Origin of the sequence: Pedobacter sp. UBA5917 (genome assembly GCF_002432345.1) — a bacterium.
GTDB lineage: Bacteria > Bacteroidota > Bacteroidia > Sphingobacteriales > Sphingobacteriaceae > Pedobacter.
In genome coordinates, this window is record NZ_DJDT01000208.1 from 12,969 (window position 1) to 33,780 (window position 20,812).

Below are 20,812 nucleotides of genomic sequence, written 5' to 3' on the forward strand. Positions count from 1 at the left end.
ATTTATTCACCGTTACTGTGTTTGAATGAAACACAGTAACGGTAACTACCATTGATCCTTAACTGTTTCCGATCTGATAACGCACAGAAACCAAACCGGTTTCGTAAGTTTTGCTTTCTAAAAGTTTTAATTTAATCCGGTTCTCCTGCCCATTGAACAACTGTTTACCACTGCCAAGCAATATGGGGTGTATCGATAACCAGAGTTCATCCACAAGCCCTGCTTTCATCATGCTTTCCGATAGCGATGCACCGCCAAAAAGCCAGATATCTTTTCCGGGTTGATTTTTTATCTTACGGGCTTCGGCTATACTATCACCTGAAATCAATTCGGCTCCCTCCTTAACCGAGCTAAGTGTTTCAGAAAACACATACTCTTTCAGCACAGGCATTCCCGGTACTGCTTCTCCATGGTGCTGTTGCATTATTTCGTAACTTTTACGGCCGATGAAACTGGCATCAATCCGCTTAAAAAAATCGTTCAGTCCGTAATCCTGATCGGTAAAACACCAGTCGTACTCGCCCTTTGACCCTTCAATGTAGCCATCCAGTGTAATGGCCAATCCCAAAATTAGTTTTCGCATAGTCTTCATATTATAAAACAAAAATGCGCCGATCCGATCGTGCTTAATTGTATAAAATGGACATCAATATAAAACATGGTCATTTTGCAGCACCTGCTTTGGTGTATAACCGGCATAAGCTTTATAATCGCGGATAAAATGCGCCTGATCGTAATAACCACTTTGATAAGCGATTTCGGTAAGGGAATATTCGGGATATTTTTTAAGGTAATTTAAGGAGGACACAAACCTCGAAACACGCAGGTATTCTTTTGGCGATAATCCAATATGTTCATGAAATTTACGTGAAAGGTGCCGCTGACTAAAACCTGTGTCCTTTACAAACTGGTTTACCGAAACCGAAGCCCCGGATAATTGAACCTCGTTTAAACAGTTAAGGATATCTGGATCCACTTTACCTGCTGCCAGTTGTTTTAACAGGTAATTTTGCATCAGGTTTACCCGCATTTCATTATTATAACATGCTGATAACCGATCTTCCATATCGACAGCAATATTACCCCATAAATCGCTTAACGCAACTGTAGTATTGGATAGCGAATCCATCGGAATTTTGATAAACTGATAGGCCATGCCCGGTTGAAAACATACCGCCATAACCCCTGCCCCTTTCCGCATCTGCACATCCATAGGCCTGCTCATGCGCGAAGTAACGATACTCCGTTTATGCAACTTATGATCGATAACGGCTACTGGCGTACCCGTATAATTTAAAAACAACTCTACACAGGTATCGGGCAGCACACGGATATTGCCGTTATCCGCATCTCCATCGGCTTCCATCGTACAGATGAGTTTAATGTAAGGCTGTAAAGCAGGGATAATATGATACGATTGTAAACGCATGCCTTTCAAAGGTACACAATAATTAAAACCTGCTGCGAAAGTAAAGGGAGCCTTAAAAGAATATAGTGCCCAGCAAAAAGATATGGATAAATATTAAAAATCTTCCCAGCCGCCGTTCTGCGGGTCGTATTTGGCAAACTCACCACTATCGGTAAATTCTGAAGCTGTCATCCCAATTTCGAAAATGGCATTTTCATTCCATCCTGCAGTAAAGTAAAGTGCAGTATTTGTTAATAGCGCTGTACCATAATTTTCATCCGGATTATTGAAGTGTAATCCAAATTCATCTTCGTGCTCTTGCTCATATCCATATTTTAAAAGTCTTTCTTTTAATCCGTGGAACTGTGCATCAGTAAAAGGAACTAAATTTTCACCGTTATCAAAAAAATCTTTAATATTGGCTGTTGTTTCTTTTTGTTTGGTTTCTACGCGGTATAGCTGAATATCGTAACTCATATCTGATTTTTATCAGATAAATTTAACAAAAAGAGATCATGATTGTTTTAAAATCAGAAATGTATAAAATCCCTGAACAAAATCAACGCCATGAGTGCAGCGCTTAATACAAGGATAAAAAATACCATCGTTTTGGGAAACCGATCTCCATCTTCCGCCATATTGTTCTGTTCTAAAGCTTTCATTTTTTATTAGGTATGTTGCTTTGACATGGATTAGGTGAAAAGGATTAATGGAGAGCAAAATTAAATTATGGATCCGCGGAAGATTATCATTTATGCTATAATTCAGGCCATAATTTTCTGAAAATAATATAGCGGTTATCTTAAACTGTTATATTCGCGCCGAAAATCTAAATATAAAGCCCATTCAATGAAAAAGCTCATTGTTATTTTGCTTCTGATCCAGGCAAATTTTATCTACGCCCAAAAGAACCTGTTTAAAACTTTAAAAGTTGATAAAACCACAAAAATTATCGGAAGACATCAATTAAACGATACTACTTATAAAAAGTACAATTTTATAATCGAAGATTCTGCCCAAATTGCTGTATTTATCAAGCATATCAAATTAGGCGATGAAATAGTTAATTCATTGGGGAACCCCAATTTCAGCCTGAGCATTATTCAAAACCAAAGGGAAATCGGTTCGTGGACGATTACTCCTTACTTAAAAAGGGTGATGGTTCATGATGGACATACCTACCAGTTTGAAATGAATCAGATTGCCGAACTCAACAAATTCTATCCCTTTGATTATAAAGTGGAAGATATCGTTTTTAAGCAGAAAACTGACTACGAAAAATACCTTGCCGAACAACAGAAAAAACCAGATTTTCTATTTCATTATGCTCCTTCATTTAAATATGAGGGAAGTTTTGAAATTGAATTTAAAAAATCATCAAAATTTCCCCATCCAAAAGCTATAATGGAATTTTTGGATCCTTACCTTCTTAAAATTTTAAGTAAGAATGAATTTGCTGTACTCTATAAAGCAGGTGGGAAAAACATGGAAGATCCGGATCAATACACCATTACGGTTATGGGGCCCAAAAAGTTGTACGACGAGTTAAAAATAGACAACCTTAAAAATGAGAACTGGCAGCCAACTGAGGAACAGGCACATTTTTATTATAAAAAGTAAAACCATCAGTTAATTTTCTATTAAAACAATAGTTAACGCCTATTTTATCAAAAACCTAATCTAAAATGCCAAAATGATATTTAGATTAGGTTTTTTAATGTTTTATATTAATCTTTAATTTATCAACTACCATTACTGACCAAAAAACAATCTCTGCCCGGATGAAATATTTATTGTGTTTGATCTGTCTTTTTATTTTCCAAACAGACACCTTTAGCGGTCAAAACAATACAGATCAGGATGAAAACAGCCTTTTGATCAAACTCCGCAACGAATTGGGCAAAAAATCCTTTTATGATCAGGAAAAGACCGGACGCATCGAAAAACTGGAGAAACTGCTCAGTTCAACCGACGATTTAAATTTCAGATATGAAGTATACCTGAAACTGTATAACGAATATAAATCGTTCAATTATGAAAAGGCTTTTAGCTATGCTTTTAAACTCCAGGAAGTTGGTCGGCTAAAACGGGACCCCTCAAAAATTGCCTACGGTAAAGTGAAGCTGGGCTTTGTACTGCTATCATCGGGAATGTTTAAGGAAACATTCGATTCGCTAAAAACAGTGCAGGTTAAGCTGCTTTCGGACGAAGGAAAAAAGGAATATTACCTCATCACTGCCAGAACCTACTACGACCTGTCGGACTTTACAAAAGATAATTATTACAGTCCTATTTACAACAAAGCTGCCGGGCTGTATATTGATTCGGCATTGGCACTTTATCCGAAAAAATCGTTCGAACACGTGTATTACGATGCTCTTAAATCTTTAAAAAACAAGGATATGGAGGCAGCGACCATCAGTTTCGAAAAATTGCTCAATACGGCCAACTATACCTTAACCGATCATCAGTTTGCGGTTACCGCTTCTACATTAAGTGATATTTTTATCCAGAGCAACAAGCGCGATAAAGCCATCGATCTGCTGATCCGTGCCGCAATTGCTGACGTTAAATCATCAACCAAAGAAGCTGCCGCACTGGGCAATCTGGCAAAATTACTGCACCAACGGGGAGATGTTGATGATGCCTATGTTTTCATTAAAGCAGCTATGGACGATGCCACCTATTATGGCGCCAGGCAACGGAAAATCCAGATGGGCGCCATACTACCGTTAATTGCAGGTAAACGCATCAATAGCGTGGAAGAACAAAGGCGCGCCCTGTTTTTTTATGCTTCGCTGCTTACCGCTTTAGCTGCAATCCTGATCATTTTTGCCATCATCATTTACAAACAGCTCCGTAAAATTAAAATTGCCGACAAAATTATCGTACAGGCCAACAATAATCTGAAAGAAACCGTTAACAAACTGGATGAGGCCAATAAAATTAAGGAAGAATATATCGGCTATTATTTTAACCTCATTTCCGAATATATTGAGAAACTGGAGAAGTTTAAAAGGTCGGTTGATAATAAGCTGATCACTAAGAAATATGACGACATCAGACTACTGGTTGATAATATTAACCTAAAAAAAGAGCGCGAAGAACTGTTTGTTAATTACGACAAGGCTTTTCTTAAAATCTTTCCAAATTTTGTAGCTTCTTTTAATTCGCTGTTTGTTGCAGAAAACCAGATCATTTTAATGCCTACGCAATTACTGAATACCGATCTGAGGATATTTTCGCTCATCAGGTTGGGCGTTAACGATACAGAGAAAATTGCCCATATATTAGGGTACTCTGTTAATACCATTTACAATTATAAGGCAAGGCTGAAATCGAAATCTTTAATAGCAAATGATGATTTTGAAGATGTAATTATGACTATAAAGGCCGTTTAAGAATAATTGGCCCTTATATTTTGTTTATATTTTGACTGAATTTAAAAAAATCAAAAACCTTATAATCAGCTATTTAAAAAATATTTATTCTCTATTCATTTATATTCGTTCGTTGAAATTTGTTCCATTTTCATTTATAGTTTCTCTTTGAGGTACCAAATATAAACCTAACAAAGAGTACTATGGACAGAAAACAATTACTTAAAAAGTTTCTTTTTATTCCTTTACTGCTTTTGCTCACTTTTCATGTCAGCGCACAACCCGCAGCAGTAAGCGGAAAAATAACCGATGGATCAGGATTGTCTCTTCCGGGTGTAAGTATTTCCATTAAAGGAACATCGAAGGGAACCCTGAGCGATGGAAACGGAAATTATACCCTAACAGCATCGGATGCCGACATCCTTGTTTTTTCGACGATCGGTTTTACCTCCCGCGAAATAAAAGTGGGTAAACAAACCACCATTAACGTTCAGCTCACCGAGGAATCCAATTCGCTCAATGATGTTGTTGTGGTGGGCTATGGAACACAAAAACGGAAAGACCTCACCGGATCAGTATCTTCTGTAAAAGGTGATGTTTTTAAGAATCAACCCATCACCAATGCAACAGAGGCCTTACAGGGAAGAATTGCAGGGGTAAATATTGTAAAAAGCTCTGGAGCTCCAGATGCACAGCCCACTATCATCATCAGGGGATTATCTTCCCTGAACCAACCCAATCCGCTCTACATTGTGGATGGTATCCGTGTTAACGATGTAAGCAACGTTAACGTGCAGGATGTAGAATCGATGGATGTTTTAAAAGATGCCGCAGCAGCATCAATTTATGGTGCCGCAGCGGCTGGCGGTGTGTTGTTAATTACCACTAAAAAAGGGTCATCGTCTTCTCCCCAGATCAATTACAATTTCCGTTATGGCATAACCACTCCAAAAGTTGGCGAATTGCTTGATAAAGACGGTTACATCAAATTACAGAACATCATCAACCCAGGAAGGTTTACCAATGCGGCCCGCTTAGATACTTTGGCCAATACCAACTGGATAGATGAAACATTTAAAAATGCAAATGAGCAGAACCATAACATTTCATTAAGCGGTCAGTTCCCGATTGGAGATTACCTGGTTTCGGGCTTTTACAACAAACAGGAAGGTGTTGCACGGAGCAACTTTTCGAACATTGGAGGCGCCAGAATCAACACCAATTACAGGTTGGGCAAAATATTCAAGTTCGGCGAACAGCTTTCGCTTTCGCGCCGTAAAACTTCCAGTCCGCAATCGGTAGGTGTTGAAGCGCAATTGCACAATGCTCCTTTCCGAACCCTGCCTATTATTCCGGTATTTAATAAAGATGGCAAATATGGCACATTGCCAACAGGTTATCCGGGCTTATCCTTTTCAGGTACCCATCCGGTAGGTGCGGTTGATAATGCCAGCGTAGAAGATTACAGGAACAACCTGCAGGCCAATATTTATGGCGAGGTACAGCTTCCGCTCCATTTAACCTTCAGGAGCAATGTGGGTTACTCGTATTATAACCAGACCCAGAACTATTTCCAGAATGCCTTTTCAATAGGTGGTGTGGGCGCAGGTTCAAACTCGCTGAACAAACTTTCGGTCGAAAATCAATCCCTGCTCACCAACTTTATATTAACCTATAACCAAAGTTTTGGCAAGCACAATATTAACGCGGTAGGTGGTTTCGAGCAGATTACCAGTAAATTTAATAATGTAAATGTTACGGCAAACAATGTTTCGCCGGCCGCTGCGGCCGATTATTCGTTTATCCCAACGGCAAGCACAACCTATCTTTTTACGGGCCAGAATGATAACAACGGTTTAATTAAATCTTTATTTGCCCGTTTAAACTATAATTACGCAGGAAAATACTACCTATCAGGATCAATCAGGAGAGATGCCAACTTTACCGTTTTCGGTCCGAATAAACAAAGGGGAACTTTTCCTGCAGTTTCCGGAGGCTGGAATATTTCTGAGGAACCTTTCTTTAAATCAACACTGCCGGTATTCGATATACTGAAATTCAGGGCAAGTTATGGCGAACTTGGGAACAGCAATATTGCACCTTACTCCTACCTATCAGTTTATCAGCCATTTTCAAGCTTAGGCAACGGCAGTGCGGGTGGGGCAAACTTTTCACCGGGTGCAACCATTATCCCCGGCACTACCTACAGTGCCATTCCAAATCCCGACCTCCATTGGGAAACCATTAAGGAGCTTAACATCGGTTTAGATGGAGAGCTGCTAAAAAACAAACTCTATTTTACCCTCGAATATTACAATAAGAAAACCGAAGATATGCTTTATGCATTGCCTATGGCGCCAAGTGCCGGTATTTCGGGTGCTTACATTACCAATATTGGCTCGGTTAGCAATAAAGGAGTCGAATTATTGCTGGGCTATCGTAGTAAAATCGGAAATCTAGGTTTCGACGTTAGTTTTACAGGTGGTTATAATAAAAATGAAGTTACCAAACTTACCTCGCAAACCACTTCTGAGTTAAGCGATGGTTATAACTATTACAATAACGGCGACGTATCTTTCCAGATTATGCCTAACCAAACCATTACCACCACCAGGGCCGGCTTACCTTTTGGATCGTTTTACGGATATAAATCGCTTGGTATTTTCCAAACTGATGCAGAGGCAGCGAAACAAACGGTTAACGGTATTGCTGCCCATGCAGGCGATTTACATTTCGAAGACCTGGATGGAAACGGCGTGATCAACGATCAGGACCGCAAGGTGATCGGCAACCCCAACCCTAAATTTGTTTATGGATTAAATCTCCGCTTTAATTATAAGGGTTTTGATGCTGCCTTTTTATTTAACGGTGTAGCCGGGGTAGACCTTTTTAATGGTGTGAAAGCTTACGAAATGCGTCCTTTTTCTGATGGTAATACCTCTCCTAAAGTTTGGGGGGCATCTTTCCTTGCCGGAAATGGTTTAACAGATCAACCCCGTTTGGGAGTAGTTAATACAAATGGAAGCTTTAACCTCGATCCGAATGGAAACTACTCTTCAGTAAACAGCTATTTCGTTGAAAAAGGCGATTACCTGAAATTGAAAAACCTACAGATCGGTTATACTTTTTCTGGTGGTTTTATGCAAAAAGCAAAAATTAGAAGCTTAAGGTTGTTTGTAATGGGCAATAACTTATTCACCATCACCAATTATACGGGTCTTGATCCCGAACTCGGGTCTTCATTTTCCCCTTCCGGTTATTCGGGCGTAACCTCGCGCGGAATCGATGTGGTAAGCCAGTATCCGCAAACCAGGATTTACTCTTTCGGGCTTGATGTTAATTTCTAAATGCTATAAAATAAATAAGATGTACAAAAAAATATTTATTGCAATACTGGCTATTGTTTTATTAGCTGGTTGCAAAAAAGATCCTTCACTGGTGGTTCCAACCGACCAGAATTCTACTTCATCATTTCCGAATACACTTGATGAGCTAAATACCATTTTAGCCCCTGCTTATGGAAACCTAAAAAGTATTGGTTTGTGGGGTTTCGAACTGATGCCAAAAGCACTCGAAAATTCGACACATACTGGCGATGCAAATTACAATGGTGATGCGGCATGGAACGAAATGACTGCAAATAACCTCAGCATTACCAATGGCAAATCGCAAAATGCGTGGACTGCCTTATATGCAGGTGTAACCGTATGTAACGTTACGCTTGCCGCGGCCGATTTTTTTGAGGCCAATAAAGCTACCTCATCGCAAAAAGCAGATATAGATGCCATCCGCGGACAGGCCAAGTTTATGAGGGCTTTTTATTATTTCCAGCTCGAAACCCTATTTGGTGAGGCTTACATAAAAGCAGGCGGTGTTAACGAAAGCAAAAAAGGCGTTCCTCTTTATACTGCAGTACCCAAAAATGTGGAAGATACCCAGCAAGGGCGTGCAACAACCAAGGCGGTATGGGATTTTATAAAAGCCGACTTAAAGGACGCTGCCACTTTGCTCGATAACAGAGTTTGGTCGGCAACTGAAATTGGAAGAGCCAATAAATGGTCGGCAAAAGCCTTATTGGGCAAAGCCTATGTATTTACCGAAGATTGGGCCAATGCTAAAACAACCCTGCTTGAAGTGATTAACAACAGTGGGAAAAGCCTGATGCCTTTTGCAAAATACAAAGATGCATTTAACGGTAACACCGCAAACGAGTATAACGAAGAATCGTTATTCGAGCTCAATGTAGATGCCGACAACAAAGGAAATTATGGCCCCTGGGGTGGCGTTCCAAACGCTTCTACGTTGAACGGGGTAATCTGGTCGCCATATATTCTAAGCGAGGCCGGTACCGAAACAGGATCGAGGCCTTTGGGTTATGGCGGAAACCTTGGGGTACACGATAAAAACATTAAACGTTTTGGTTATCCATTGGGCTATTATACCCTGGTTGCTAACCCGGCTTTTGATAACAGTAAACCCGCCAGTTTTAACAATCCTGCGCAGATTATGGATCCTGCTTACAAAGCACAGGCCATATTGGTAAGAACAAACAAAACAGCCGATCCGCGCTTATACGTAAACCTGGTACAGCCATGGGTTGATGTATTGAACACCGACTGGAACGGCGGACCAAAACAAAATGTACCGGTTTCAAAACCCGATTACCTTGCCGGCGAACCCAATACCTATGGCTGGGGATTTAGAAAATATGCAGCCATTGATTACCATATCAATAACGTAAACTACGATAAATGGAACTGGTATTTCCTGCGATTAGCTGATGTTTACCTGCTTTATGCAGAGGCAAGCATTGGTTCGGGCGATGTGGCTATGGGTCTTGAATACATTAACAAAGTGCACCGCAGGGCTTACGATCTGCCAGTTAATACCCCTTCGGTAAGGGATTATGCTTCGTTAAATGCCGCAACACCAGCAATAAGCGACCCTGTATTGGGTACAAATCCACTCCGTTACGAGCGCTGGGCCGAATTTTTCCACGAAGGTATCTGGTGGTTTGATGTTTGCCGCTGGAGATTGGGTCCACAGGAAGCCGCGTTTTATGGAACAGCAAGAAACCTGACTACGCCTTTAACCTTTAACGAGGCCAAAAGCTATTCGTGGCCTATTCCCTTAGCCGAATTTAATGCAAATGCGAAAATAGCTGGACAGCAGAATCCGGGGTATTAATACTGGTTATCCTGAGCTTGTTGAAAGTAGCGTTATTTTGAGCGAAGTGCAACGCAGCCGAGAGATCTACCTCGAGGTAGATCTCTCCACTCCGCTATGCTCCGGTCGAGATTACGACGGGTTTAGCAAGTAAAACCTCATTTTATAGAGAATTAAATAGTAACAAATGATAAAAAAGATAGTTGTCCTTTTACTGAGCATTACAACGACGGGAAATGTTATTGCGCAAACCAATAAAAATGAAGTAACACTTAACCAGGTGAAGCTTGGTTTTGCCCTCAACCCAAACGGCGTACCAACTTATACCGTTAGTTACAAGGATAAAGTAATCATCCAGAATTCTTCCCTTGGTTTTAAGCTGGCAGATCAGCGCCCGATGGATGCTGGTTTCGAAATCACTAACATAGAAAAAACGGCTAAAAACGAAAGCTGGAAGCCGGTATGGGGCGAAACAAATACCATACAGAACCATTATGAAGAGCTTACCGTACACCTAAAAGAAAAAAGTGAAAAACCCAGACTGCTCGATATTATATTCAGGGTGTTTGAAAATGGAATAGCTTTCCGTTACATATTCCCAAAACAGACCGAACTGAATTATTTTATCATCACCGATGAACTCACCGAATTTAATTTAACAGGCGATCATAAGGCATTCTGGATCCCGGGCGATTACGATTCAAACGAATATATTTACACCACTTCGCCGTTAAGCCAGATAGATGCCTGGAAAGTGCAGAAAGCGGCAACCGATATTGCTGTAAGAACCGTTCCTGATCAGTTTGCGGTACAAACCCCATTAATGCTAAAAACTGCAGAAGGTTTATACATCAACATCCACGAGGCTGCATTAATTAATTATCCGGCCATGCAGTTGCATGTTAATAAAGCAACAAATGGTTTAAGTTCAAATCTGGTGCCCGATGCCTTGGGCAACAAAGCTTACCTGCATGCTCCTTTTAGTACACCATGGAGAACGGTTATTGTTAGCGATAAGGCCGCAGATATTCTGGATTCAAAAATGATTCTAAACCTGAACGAACCTTCGGTAATTGCAGAAACCGAATGGATAAAACCAATGAAATTTGTTGGTGTTTGGTGGGAAATGCAGACCGGAAAAAGTACCTGGAGTTATGCCGAAAATATGGATAAAGTTGACCGGAACGGAAAACTGATTGCCAGCGGAAAACATGGCGCAAATACCGCCAATGTTAAAAAATACATCGATTTTGCTGCTAAAAACGGTATTGGTGGTGTGCTGGTAGAGGGTTGGAATACCGGCTGGGAAGATTGGTTTGGAAACTGGAAGGAGGAAGTATTCGATTTCGTTACCCCATATCCCGATTTCGACCTTAAGGAGATTACCGTTTATGCCCAATCCAAAAATGTAAAGATGATTATGCATAACGAAACCTCGGGTTCGGCAAGCAGCTACGAACGTCAGCTCGACACGGCTTTCTGTTTTATGAATAAATTTAACTATCCAGCAGTTAAAACCGGTTATGTAGGCAAGATAATCCCCAGAGGAGAACACCACGACGGGCAATGGATGGTGAATCATTTTAACCGTGTAAACCAAAAGGCTGCCGACCATAAAGTGATGATCGACGTTCACGAAGCGATGAGGCCAACGGGTTTGCACAGAACCTATCCCAATTTTATCGCCAGTGAGGCCGGACGGGGAAATGAATACAATGCTTTTAGCAATGGCAACGCGCCCGAGCACGAAACGATTTTACCCTTTACCAGATTAATGGGCGGACCAATGGATTACACGCCCGGGATCTTTAAACTGAAAGGTTATGCATCCGGCGATCCAGGCCGTCAGGTGCACACCACGTTGGCCAAGCAACTGGCACTTTATGTAACTTTGTATAGCCCTTTACAAATGGCGGCAGATTGTCCTGAAAATTACGAGGCACATCCGGATGCATTTCAGTTTATTAAAGATGTTCCGACCGACTGGGACGACACCAAAATTATTGAGGCGGAACCAGGCGATTACATCACTATAGCCCGCAAAGGTAAAAATTCGCAGGCCTGGTATATTGGCGCCATTACCGACGAAAATGCCAGAAAAACAAAAATCGCTCTATCTTTTCTGGATAAGGATAAAAGTTATATCGCAACAGTTTATGCCGATGCTAAAGGTGCCGATTGGAAAGAACATCCCGAACTTTACAAAATAACAAAAACCAAAGTAACATCAGCCAGTGTATTAACGCTCGAATTGGCACCCGGCGGAGGAGCTGCACTCGAAATTGTACCGGTTGATTCAAAATAAATAAGATCGAAAAATAAAGCTTGGCAGAACTATCGAAAACAGATCGTCCTGTCAAGTTTAAAAAATCAAATAGTAGATTGATAAATCATTTTCTTTTATAAAAATAAGAGGCAAACATTTTCAGCAGCTGGTGGTTTGAAATACATATCCGCTCATAATATCACCTGCTGAAGCCCCTATTGATGAAAAAGTTATTATTTCTGATCAGTCTCTCCTTATTTCTTATCCAAAACGTTAATGCACAATTCAATTTCGAACAGTTAATCAAGGCTGGTCCCGCTGACGTTGAGAAACTCGTTGATGCTTATTCAAGACCACTTCTTTATGGTTTCGGGCTGGGGATGAACAGTGGATGGGCCAATACGGCCCAAACGATAAAGCCATTGCATTTCGACCTTAGGATAATGGCAACCGGATCGCTGATTCCCACATCGAAACAAACATTCGACGTAACAGCCATCGGTTTATCAAGCAACCTTCGCCCTTCTGATCCGACTAAAATAAACTCTCCAACCTTTACCGGCAACAGATACAGTAATGGCCCATACATGGATCTTTTTGATGGAAATGGAAATAAACTGATCTCCTTTGAACTTCCCAGTGCAGTTATCGAAAACGTTGTTCCAACGCCACAAGTTCAGCTTACAGTAGGTTTTGCGGCAAATACCGAGCTGATGGTAAGGGCAGCACCGAGAATAAAACTTGGCGAACGTTTTGGATCAATTTCGCTGTTCGGCCTCGGCATAAAACATAATATTGTGAGAGACTTTGTGGCGAAAGAAGTAAAGAAAACACCATTCGATTTTTCACTATTGATAGGCTTTAACAGGTTAAATTACAATAGAGGACTTAACCTTAGACCACTTGACGGTATGATACCAGAAAATGCGGAACAGGCTACTGATTTTTTGGGCCAGAAAATATATGGCAAATTCGACAATTACCTCTTACAGGCTACTATTTCAAAAGAGATTGATTTTTTTACTTCCTTTCTCTCCTTGGGCTATAGCATATCATCTGCTACCCTGGGATTAAAAGGAAATTTCCCTATTCCAAATAGTTTACGCAACGATCAGGTGGCTTATATTACCTATCAGGATCCTTTTGAACTCAAAAGAACCTATCTTAAAACATTCCGTGGTGATGTTGGCTTTCAATTTAAATTTCCGGTTGTCAGAATTTATGGTTCCTATGGCTTTTCAGGAGGTTATGGAATGCTGAGCGCAGGTATTGGGCTGGGTTTTTAAGGATTAATGCAATACTTGAGCGGTTTTTTCAAATATGATCGCCTCTTTTTAATGCCTTATTTTTCTTGCCCCAGGCACTCAATTGACAAAAAATAGGAAGAAATTCCAAAGCCATTGGTGTTAGTTCATATTCAACCCTTGGTGGAATCTCGGCGTAAACCGTTCTTTTAACCAGTTCATCCTGCTCAAGGGCACGTAACTGGAGTGTAAGCATTCTTTCAGTGATATATGGAAACTCCTTTTTCAGTTCGCCAAACCTCAATTTCCGGTTTCCAAGTTTATCCAATATTACAATTTTCCACCGCCCACCGATTTTGTTTGCCGCGTAGGTGAGATCGCATTCTGTTATAAACTTTTCGTTAAGGGTATAGGTCGAATTTTCTTTTCGTGCAGTCATTACTTACAAATTTGTATGTACCATACAAGTGGTTGTACATCCAATAAAAATACGCGGTATCGGTTATTATTGCAAGGTAATTTTAATCGCGAAGAAATATGGATTTATATTTAAAAGGAAAAACCGCACTGGTAACCGGTGCATCCAAAGGCATTGGCAGGGCAATAGCAAAAGAACTGGCTGCAGAAGGTGTAAAAGTTTTCGCTACCGGCCGCAACCTCGATTCGTTAAACAGTCTTTATAGTGAGATTATTGCAAATGGTGGCCATGCGCCAGTTGTTTTTGCGCAGGACCTCCTAGCGCCCGATGCACCTGCAAAAATTGCTTCCGCTGCATTATCCGCACTGGGCCACATAGACATCCTGGTTAACAATGCAGGGCAAAGCCAACCTGCTGATGTTGCCGGACCGGAAGAACCATGGAATATATCAATGGCTTTAGATTTTGAACGCCCGAGGCAGCTTACCCAGGCCCTAATACCGCATTTTATGGCCCGTAAACAGGGTACTATCTTAAATTTGACCAGTACTTACGAATTGCGCTCGTTAAATGTTTCTGCTGTGGCCAAGGCTGCTTTGGCGATGTGGGCTAAACAGCTTTCGGCCGAATTGGGCAAATACGGCATCAGGGTAAACTGTTTGCAACCCGGACTTATTGATACTGATAATATACGCCCGTATTTCCCTGGCAACGAAGGCCAGAAATATGCGGAAACTGAAATACCGCTACAACATTTTGGGGAGGTACAGGATATGGCAGATATGGCCGTATTCCTGGTGTCGCCGCGTGCGAAATACATTACCGGCACGGTTTCTATTGTAGATGGCGGAGGCCGTCGTTCGGCATTTTGAGCTAAGGTCAATAATTTACAGCTATAAGTATCCCGCAACGAATAACATTGAAGACTTTAATTCCTAAAAATCGGGACTATTAAAGGTTATTATATTCTTCTATACCTCTCTGCTTAAATAATGATATATGCTAAGGTTTAAATTCCTGGTTTTACCAAACGGGCCTGTCCTGTTCGGCAACCACATTTCTCCATAAAATGTAGCCAAGTCTGCTGCAGCTTTCGGCAACGAGGTATTCTACATCTGCAGGTACATCATTTATAATCCGGTAGCGGATTTTGTATTTTTGATTGTAGCTAAGCTGTATATCAAGGTAGTGTGCTGAAGATCTTCTGCCCGAAAGTGCTGTTAAATGAAAGTCCTGCAATTCTTTTGCAGCCCGCTGTAACCTGCTGTTCATAATTTTGGCCAGCGCCTGCTCCTGCTTAAATTCCGTTTCTAAAATAGCGACTACCTTAACTTTCATAGGCCGAAATTACCATCTTTAAAATCATTTACAAAGCCCTTTCCGGTAACTGGCTGTAAACGAGAAACAATTTATTTTTACACAAAAAAACGGCATAACAACATCAATAAAGCATATTTTCAGCTTTAATACTGTAAAAGCAACAGCCTCAGATGGCTACCTGCAAACGGGTGTACACTTACTTTAACTATAAGTTTTTTCAGCCTGAAATTTTATAGCATATTTCCAATGTTAGCTAACGCCACAACTCTTAGCTATAACTTTTTTTCAAACAATTTCAATGTTCTTTTCTTTCGTCACAAAAAAGTAATATATTGTATCCACTAAACTAAACCACATTGTATGATTGAAATGATCAACCTAAGTATCGGATTGTTTTCTGTACTAACCAGTATCGGAATCCTGGTGTTTCTTTGCAAACCAAGCCGTCAGGAGGAAGAGTAAAAAAAAGCCGGATATCCATTTATCCGGCTTTTTTATTGTCATTTCAAGATCAGAATCAAGAAACCACAAAAGATTTCAAATTGCCGAAAAAGCAACCTTAAACTGCTTATTTTCAGCAAAAAAGACGCTATCATAATCAAAAAACAGCTTCACGATTGTTGGGCAATAACCCTTTTAAATCAAAAAAACACAAACCAATAGCTTAGAGCAGGTGTTACTATTACACAAGTTTTAATCTATTTATTATGAATTACAATCAGATCACCTACAGCAATCTTCTAGAATTATCTCATAGCGATTATACCCTTACCTCAGGCGAAGCAAACATTAAAGGCTGGCCGGTAAAAACAGGCGAAAACCGGATTGGTAAAGTGGCTGACCTGCTTTTTGATCCCGAAGCAGACACTGTGCGTTATGTTATAGTTTTGCTTGATGAAGGTACCACATCCGTAGAAGATAAAAAGATATTGGTACCGATCGGCCTTATCGATCTTGATACCAATGAAAAACAGATCCTTGCACCTGATTTTCACCAGGAACAATTGGAAGCTATGCCAAGGTATATTATGGACGAGGTTACTCCTGAAATGGAAAACCACATCAGGAAGGTTATTGGCAGTCCTGCAGCATTAACAATGGAAGATGAAGCAGTTGAAATAGACAGGGCAAATTTCTATCGTCACCACCATTTCGACAAGAATATCATTCCGCAAGATCATCGCAACAATTAATATTTTTAAATATATCAGCCTTCCAAAGCAGGAAGAGTTCTGATCACTTTGGAGCTTTTTTAGCTTTTGTCACATTGAGCTTGTCGAAACGCCGTTCATGATATTATGGATGATCCTTCGACAAGCTCAGGATGACAAATTTCTATATTAATAATTCAATCTTATCATCTGATTCGGGCATTCGGCCAGATTCTCCATCTTTTTGAAAATTTTATCCATTTAGATTCCGGTTAATTGGTTTATCTTAGCATATTCTTAAATTAATACGACTCAAAATGAAAAATTTCAGATTAACCCTTTTAGCCATCTGCTTGCTTTGCAGCATAAACCTATCGGCAAAAAGCATTGCCCAAGATACACTGCACCTGGTACGAGAAGATCAGTTTTTGCGTTATCCACTGGGAACATCCAACAGTTTCAGATCGTTCGAAAATGCCAACAAAAAATTAATTTCGAGTACAGGCGATAAAGTTAAGGCTTATCAAAACGGAAGCACGGCCCCGACGAAAATGTTCGCCCTGCAAAAAAGCTATGTAAGATTTTACCCCGATAAAAACACAAAAAAACTGGAGCTGATCAATTCGATTATACTGGGTAACGAAATTCCATTGCAAAATGGGGTAACAGTTGGAATGGACCGCGCTACATTTTTTAAACAGATGAATATTCCGGATGGAAACACAAGTGCCAATACTGTAGAAATTACTTCTAAAACTGCAGGTATCAGTCATTTTTACCAGTTTAATGATAATAAACTAAGTAGCATCAAGATTTTTTCCAAGCTGTTTTATCAAAAAGATTAAAGTGATTGTTACCATTTAAATAAACCACTCTTTTTTGTGGGGGAAATAGCGTGCGATAGCCATCAACCCTCAAAAACAGAGAAAAATCGCACAAAAGAGATTTATCTCCAAACAATTTTTTCTTCCTGCTGTTTTTGAGATTAAAATCTGATTATACACTCACATGGTAGAAAAATACACTCCTGCAGGTCATGCTTCGGCAGCCAGCGTGATCACAACATTCGCTATCGGCATTGTTGCCTCGCTCCTCTTACCGCTTTTTTACATCATTCTTTCGCAGTTAATCCCAAATATCTGGTTTATTGCCATCTGTGCTTTCTTATTGGGTATGGGCCTTGGACTGACGATCAATCTTGGCATCAAAATCGGTAAGATCAGAAACTTCCAGATTGCACTTTTAATTGCCATTGTATGCAGTTTGCTTGCCTTTTATGTGCAATGGGTTTTCTTTGATGCGGTAATGTATAGTCGGCGTGGCTTTACTTTTAGCCAGAGTTCAACCGACCTAAAACAACTGATATTGGATATGGGATTCCTGTTTGTACATCCCGGTATTCTTTTTAAAGAGATTGTAGCCTTAAACGAAATCGGTACTTTCCGCATACAGGGGAGCAGCAATATTTCAGGCATTTTATTATGGGTAATCTGGATGGGCGAATTTTTGGTCATTATTGGTGGCACTCTGCTGATTGTAGGAAACGGACAGGTTAAACTCCCTTATTCAGAACTGAACGATCAGTGGATGACGCCTCGTAAACCTGGTTTGCTTATCCCTTTTGTTCAGGATAAAGAACATTTGATAAGCCAGCTGAATAAGAGGAATTTTGATGCTTTGAAAAACAATCCTGAAGTACTAAGGGAACCTGAGTACGGCGAGGTGGTAATTTATGAAGCGCTGGGCGATCCTACAAAATACATTTCAGTATTAAATGTTACTGCGCCTTCGGGCAGGAACAAACAGGCCAAGAAAAAAACAGTGTTGTCTCATTACCCACTCCCAAACCACCCGGCCATCTGATCTTTTTTTTAAGAGCTCTTTGCTATCCCTAGTCCTTATTAGGTTTTGGCCCTAAAAAATCCGATAACTATCGGATTGAGATGAGCTTGCATGTTTAATACTTTTAATTACTTTAAATTTTGCGTCGTGTAAGCTTAAGTGGCCTCAGGTGTCTTAGGTGGTCATAAAAAAACAAAAGGCTGCTATTTAATTAACCACCTCAGCCACCTGAGAACATCTAAGATGTTAAATATCTTTTCTTTTTTAAGATCTATTTAATGTTCATTAAATAATGAACATGTTATTGATCACAATATTGACATGCATTTTTGCCTTTTATTAAATTTTATTTTTTTTTTAAAGTAATTTTTGTTTTCCACCGTCTTAATTATTGTAATTGCCTTTCGGGCTGGAAGGTATTAAAATATTGACCCAAAAAATGCAGCTTTGATTGCTGCATAAAATTAAACATAATGGCAAGAAAACAATTAAACAGCGGGAATGCACCGGGCGTAGAATTATCAAAAGCGAAGATAAACAGGGAAACATTAGGCCATGTTGCACGATTGCTCACTTATTTAAAACCATACCGTAATCAATTTATAGCCGCTTTATTCTTCCTGTTCCTTTCAAGTTTAGTCGGCCTATCGTTCCCAACATTTATCGGTGCATTAATTGATACTGCCCAGGGTAAACACACTAATAGTTTTCTTCCGGCCAGTATCCAGGGTATTTTGCTATTGGCCTTTGTTGTGCTGGCATTGCAGGCCGTTGTATCTTATTTCCGTATATTATGGTTTGTAAACGTAGCAGAACGCTCACTGGCCGACATCAGACGCGACACCTATTTCAAATTGATCACCCTACCGATGAACTTCTTCTCCAACCGCAGGGTTGGTGAGCTTAACAGCAGGATATCGGCCGATTTATCGCAGGTTCAGGATACACTTACCACCACAATTGCCGAAATGTTAAGGCAGGCCATCCTGTTGGTGGGCGGTATTGTTTTTATGGCTGTTATTTCTAAAAAACTCATTTTTGCATTGTTGCTTGTATTACCTGTAATGGTGGTATTTGCCGTGCTGTTCGGTAAATTCATCAAAAAAATCTCGCGTCAGGCACAGGATAAAATGGCCGAATCCAATACCATTGTAGAAGAAACCCTGATGGGCATTGGCAATGTAAAGGCTTTTGTAAACGAATGGTACGAGGCCACGCGTTACCGCAATACCATCCGCGAGGTAGCCAATATTGCCATTAAAGGTGCAAAATACAGGGGCATGTTTGTTTCTTTCATTGTACTGTGTGTTTTCGGCGGCATTTTGGCCGTGGTGGGCTATGGCTGTGTGCTGGTAAGTCAGCACGAAATTACCTTTGGCGAGCTGTTAAAATTCTCCCTTTATGCCATGTTTCTGGGCAGTTCGCTGGGCAGTTTCCCCGAGCTGTTCGCCAACCTGCAAAAGGCTGTAGGAGCCAGCGAAAGGGTGCTCGAAATACTGGCAGAAAAAGGTGAGGCCGTATCCATTAATGAAAAAGATAACGTGGTTGACCAGAAAATTGAGGGGAACCTAGGTTTTAGCCATGTTAATTTCGCCTATCCTTCGCGACCGGAAGTGGAGGTACTTAAGGATATATCTTTCGAAGCCAAAGCCGGACAAAAAGTAGCAATTGTAGGGCCAAGTGGCTCCGGAAAGTCGACAACAGCAGGATTGATCCTTCAATTTTATCATCCACAGGCCGGCGGAATATTTTTTGATGGAAAACCTGCGGCAGCCTATTCTCTTGCCGATATCAGGAACCAGGTGGCCATCGTACCTCAGGATGTGATGTTATTCGGTGGAACTATACTCGAAAACATTGCTTATGGCCGGTTAAATGCAAGCAAAGCAGAAATTATGGAGGCGGCCAAAAGGGCAAATGCACACGATTTTATCAGCTCATTTCCTGAAGCTTACGAAACCGTAGTGGGCGAGCGTGGGGTAAAACTATCGGGCGGACAGCGCCAGCGCATTGCTATTGCCCGTGCATTGCTAAAAAACCCATCAATATTGATTTTGGATGAGGCCACCTCTTCACTGGATTCGGAATCGGAACGTTTGGTACAGGAAGCACTCGAAGAACTGATGAAGGGCCGTACCTCAATCATCATTGCACACCGCTTATCTACCATACGAGAAGCCGATAAGATTATCGTAGTAGAAGACGGCAAGATCGTTGAATCGGGTACGCACCGCGAATTGATTGATAACGAACAGGGGTTATACCGTTATCTAAGTGGTTTACAGTTTGAGGTTGGAGCATAAATGGTTTTAAGAAAATGCTTTCTCATCTGGGAGATTATACCGCTAAAAACAGATAATATCGACAGGCCTTTTTAAGGCGTTATGCTAGCTTGCTTTGAAAACTAACAGGTTTTACCGAAGAACGCCCGTCAATCCCAAGTGCGGGCAAATCAAAAAAACAGTAGCAAAACAGAATAATTGGCACTACCAAACCTAAAACGCAGTGGTTTTGTGCAGGTCTTGCAAAAATTTTAACTTCATTGATATTTACTGCACAAAACAAAGTGCCGCTGTTTTTTTGATGTGAGGTGGCCTTGTGTGAAAGCACATTGCTG

General features: G+C 40.6%; 17 protein-coding genes. 11 read left to right on the plus strand and 6 right to left on the minus strand.

The window, feature by feature from the left end; all coding sequences use genetic code 11:
* Nucleotides 1-58 precede the first annotated feature (58 nt).
* The 3 genes from B2V92_RS13835 to B2V92_RS13845 form a co-directional block, all read right to left on the minus strand.
* On the minus strand, nt 59-583 hold the full coding sequence (locus B2V92_RS13835; protein ID WP_293309098.1) for a dihydrofolate reductase family protein: 525 nt from the start codon (nt 581-583) through the stop codon (nt 59-61).
* Nucleotides 584-646: 63 nt separating this feature from the next.
* Nucleotides 647-1,429, minus strand: coding sequence for an AraC family transcriptional regulator (locus tag B2V92_RS13840; protein WP_293309100.1), 783 nt, complete (start codon nt 1,427-1,429; stop codon nt 647-649).
* Nucleotides 1,430-1,522: 93 nt separating this feature from the next.
* On the minus strand, nt 1,523-1,885 hold the full coding sequence (locus B2V92_RS13845) for a hypothetical protein (RefSeq protein WP_293309102.1): 363 nt from the start codon (nt 1,883-1,885) through the stop codon (nt 1,523-1,525).
* 372 nt (nt 1,886-2,257) lie between these two features.
* On the opposite strand from B2V92_RS13845, the gene B2V92_RS13850 reads away from it, so the two are divergent.
* The 6 genes from B2V92_RS13850 to B2V92_RS13875 all read left to right on the plus strand — a co-directional run bounded on the left by B2V92_RS13850 (nt 2,258) and on the right by B2V92_RS13875 (nt 13,506).
* Nucleotides 2,258-3,028 carry a hypothetical protein gene (locus B2V92_RS13850; RefSeq protein WP_293309104.1) on the plus strand — a complete coding sequence of 257 codons (771 nt, stop codon included), beginning with the start codon at nt 2,258-2,260 and terminating at the stop codon, nt 3,026-3,028.
* Nucleotides 3,029-3,189: 161 nt separating this feature from the next.
* A complete protein-coding gene (locus B2V92_RS13855) occupies nt 3,190-4,809 on the plus strand; it encodes a DUF6377 domain-containing protein (protein WP_293309106.1) in 1,620 nt (539 codons plus the stop codon).
* Between the two features lie 182 nt (nt 4,810-4,991).
* A complete protein-coding gene (locus B2V92_RS13860; RefSeq protein WP_293309108.1) occupies nt 4,992-8,135 on the plus strand; it encodes a SusC/RagA family TonB-linked outer membrane protein in 3,144 nt (1,047 codons plus the stop codon).
* Between the two features lie 19 nt (nt 8,136-8,154).
* Entirely contained in the window at nt 8,155-9,975 is a 1,821-nt protein-coding gene (locus B2V92_RS13865; protein WP_293309110.1) for a RagB/SusD family nutrient uptake outer membrane protein, read from the plus strand.
* Between the two features lie 166 nt (nt 9,976-10,141).
* Nucleotides 10,142-12,259, plus strand: a complete 2,118-nt coding sequence (locus B2V92_RS13870; RefSeq protein ID WP_293309112.1) for a glycoside hydrolase family 97 protein — start codon at nt 10,142-10,144, stop codon at nt 12,257-12,259.
* 182 nt (nt 12,260-12,441) lie between these two features.
* Nucleotides 12,442-13,506, plus strand: coding sequence for a DUF6588 family protein (locus B2V92_RS13875; protein ID WP_293309114.1), 1,065 nt, complete (start codon nt 12,442-12,444; stop codon nt 13,504-13,506).
* A gap of 28 nt (nt 13,507-13,534) precedes the next feature.
* On the opposite strand, the gene B2V92_RS13880 is transcribed toward B2V92_RS13875, so the two are convergent.
* On the minus strand, nt 13,535-13,903 hold the full coding sequence (locus B2V92_RS13880) for a winged helix-turn-helix transcriptional regulator (RefSeq protein ID WP_293309116.1): 369 nt from the start codon (nt 13,901-13,903) through the stop codon (nt 13,535-13,537).
* Nucleotides 13,904-14,001: 98 nt separating this feature from the next.
* Between B2V92_RS13880 and B2V92_RS13885 the strand changes: the two genes are divergently transcribed.
* A complete protein-coding gene (locus tag B2V92_RS13885) occupies nt 14,002-14,754 on the plus strand; it encodes an SDR family NAD(P)-dependent oxidoreductase (RefSeq protein ID WP_293309118.1) in 753 nt (250 codons plus the stop codon).
* 151 nt (nt 14,755-14,905) lie between these two features.
* Here the strand turns inward: B2V92_RS13885 and B2V92_RS13890 are convergent, their stop codons facing one another.
* Nucleotides 14,906-15,220, minus strand: coding sequence for a hypothetical protein (locus tag B2V92_RS13890; RefSeq protein WP_293309120.1), 315 nt, complete (start codon nt 15,218-15,220; stop codon nt 14,906-14,908).
* 689 nt (nt 15,221-15,909) lie between these two features.
* Between B2V92_RS13890 and B2V92_RS13895 the strand changes: the two genes are divergently transcribed.
* The 4 genes from B2V92_RS13895 to B2V92_RS13910 all read left to right on the plus strand — a co-directional run bounded on the left by B2V92_RS13895 (nt 15,910) and on the right by B2V92_RS13910 (nt 20,498).
* Entirely contained in the window at nt 15,910-16,395 is a 486-nt protein-coding gene (locus B2V92_RS13895; RefSeq protein WP_293309122.1) for a PRC-barrel domain-containing protein, read from the plus strand.
* Nucleotides 16,396-16,670: 275 nt separating this feature from the next.
* Nucleotides 16,671-17,198, plus strand: coding sequence for a hypothetical protein (locus B2V92_RS13900; RefSeq protein WP_293309124.1), 528 nt, complete (start codon nt 16,671-16,673; stop codon nt 17,196-17,198).
* A 163-nt stretch (nt 17,199-17,361) separates the two neighbouring features.
* Nucleotides 17,362-18,216, plus strand: a complete 855-nt coding sequence (locus B2V92_RS13905; protein ID WP_293309126.1) for a hypothetical protein — start codon at nt 17,362-17,364, stop codon at nt 18,214-18,216.
* Nucleotides 18,217-18,668: 452 nt separating this feature from the next.
* Nucleotides 18,669-20,498, plus strand: a complete 1,830-nt coding sequence (locus B2V92_RS13910; RefSeq protein WP_293309128.1) for an ABC transporter ATP-binding protein — start codon at nt 18,669-18,671, stop codon at nt 20,496-20,498.
* A 79-nt stretch (nt 20,499-20,577) separates the two neighbouring features.
* Here B2V92_RS13910 and B2V92_RS13915 read toward each other — a convergent pair.
* Nucleotides 20,578-20,812 (minus strand): hypothetical protein (locus B2V92_RS13915; RefSeq protein ID WP_293309130.1); only part of this gene is annotated, 235 nt, incomplete at its 5' end.

Excerpts from the sequence above, each read along its gene's own strand:
- B2V92_RS13835 (WP_293309098.1), bottom strand. The coding sequence starts at position 583 with ATGCGAAAACTAATTTTGGGATTGGCCATTACACTGGATGGCTACATT.
- B2V92_RS13840 (WP_293309100.1), bottom strand. The coding sequence starts at position 1,429 with ATGCGTTTACAATCGTATCATATTATCCCTGCTTTACAGCCTTACATT.
- B2V92_RS13845 (WP_293309102.1), bottom strand. The coding sequence starts at position 1,885 with ATGAGTTACGATATTCAGCTATACCGCGTAGAAACCAAACAAAAAGAA.
- B2V92_RS13850 (WP_293309104.1), top strand. The coding sequence starts at position 2,258 with ATGAAAAAGCTCATTGTTATTTTGCTTCTGATCCAGGCAAATTTTATC.
- B2V92_RS13855 (WP_293309106.1), top strand. The coding sequence starts at position 3,190 with ATGAAATATTTATTGTGTTTGATCTGTCTTTTTATTTTCCAAACAGAC.
- B2V92_RS13860 (WP_293309108.1), top strand. The coding sequence starts at position 4,992 with ATGGACAGAAAACAATTACTTAAAAAGTTTCTTTTTATTCCTTTACTG.
- B2V92_RS13865 (WP_293309110.1), top strand. The coding sequence starts at position 8,155 with ATGTACAAAAAAATATTTATTGCAATACTGGCTATTGTTTTATTAGCT.
- B2V92_RS13870 (WP_293309112.1), top strand. The coding sequence starts at position 10,142 with ATGATAAAAAAGATAGTTGTCCTTTTACTGAGCATTACAACGACGGGA.
- B2V92_RS13875 (WP_293309114.1), top strand. The coding sequence starts at position 12,442 with ATGAAAAAGTTATTATTTCTGATCAGTCTCTCCTTATTTCTTATCCAA.
- B2V92_RS13880 (WP_293309116.1), bottom strand. The coding sequence starts at position 13,903 with ATGACTGCACGAAAAGAAAATTCGACCTATACCCTTAACGAAAAGTTT.
- B2V92_RS13885 (WP_293309118.1), top strand. The coding sequence starts at position 14,002 with ATGGATTTATATTTAAAAGGAAAAACCGCACTGGTAACCGGTGCATCC.
- B2V92_RS13890 (WP_293309120.1), bottom strand. The coding sequence starts at position 15,220 with ATGAAAGTTAAGGTAGTCGCTATTTTAGAAACGGAATTTAAGCAGGAG.
- B2V92_RS13895 (WP_293309122.1), top strand. The coding sequence starts at position 15,910 with ATGAATTACAATCAGATCACCTACAGCAATCTTCTAGAATTATCTCAT.
- B2V92_RS13900 (WP_293309124.1), top strand. The coding sequence starts at position 16,671 with ATGAAAAATTTCAGATTAACCCTTTTAGCCATCTGCTTGCTTTGCAGC.
- B2V92_RS13905 (WP_293309126.1), top strand. The coding sequence starts at position 17,362 with ATGGTAGAAAAATACACTCCTGCAGGTCATGCTTCGGCAGCCAGCGTG.
- B2V92_RS13910 (WP_293309128.1), top strand. The coding sequence starts at position 18,669 with ATGGCAAGAAAACAATTAAACAGCGGGAATGCACCGGGCGTAGAATTA.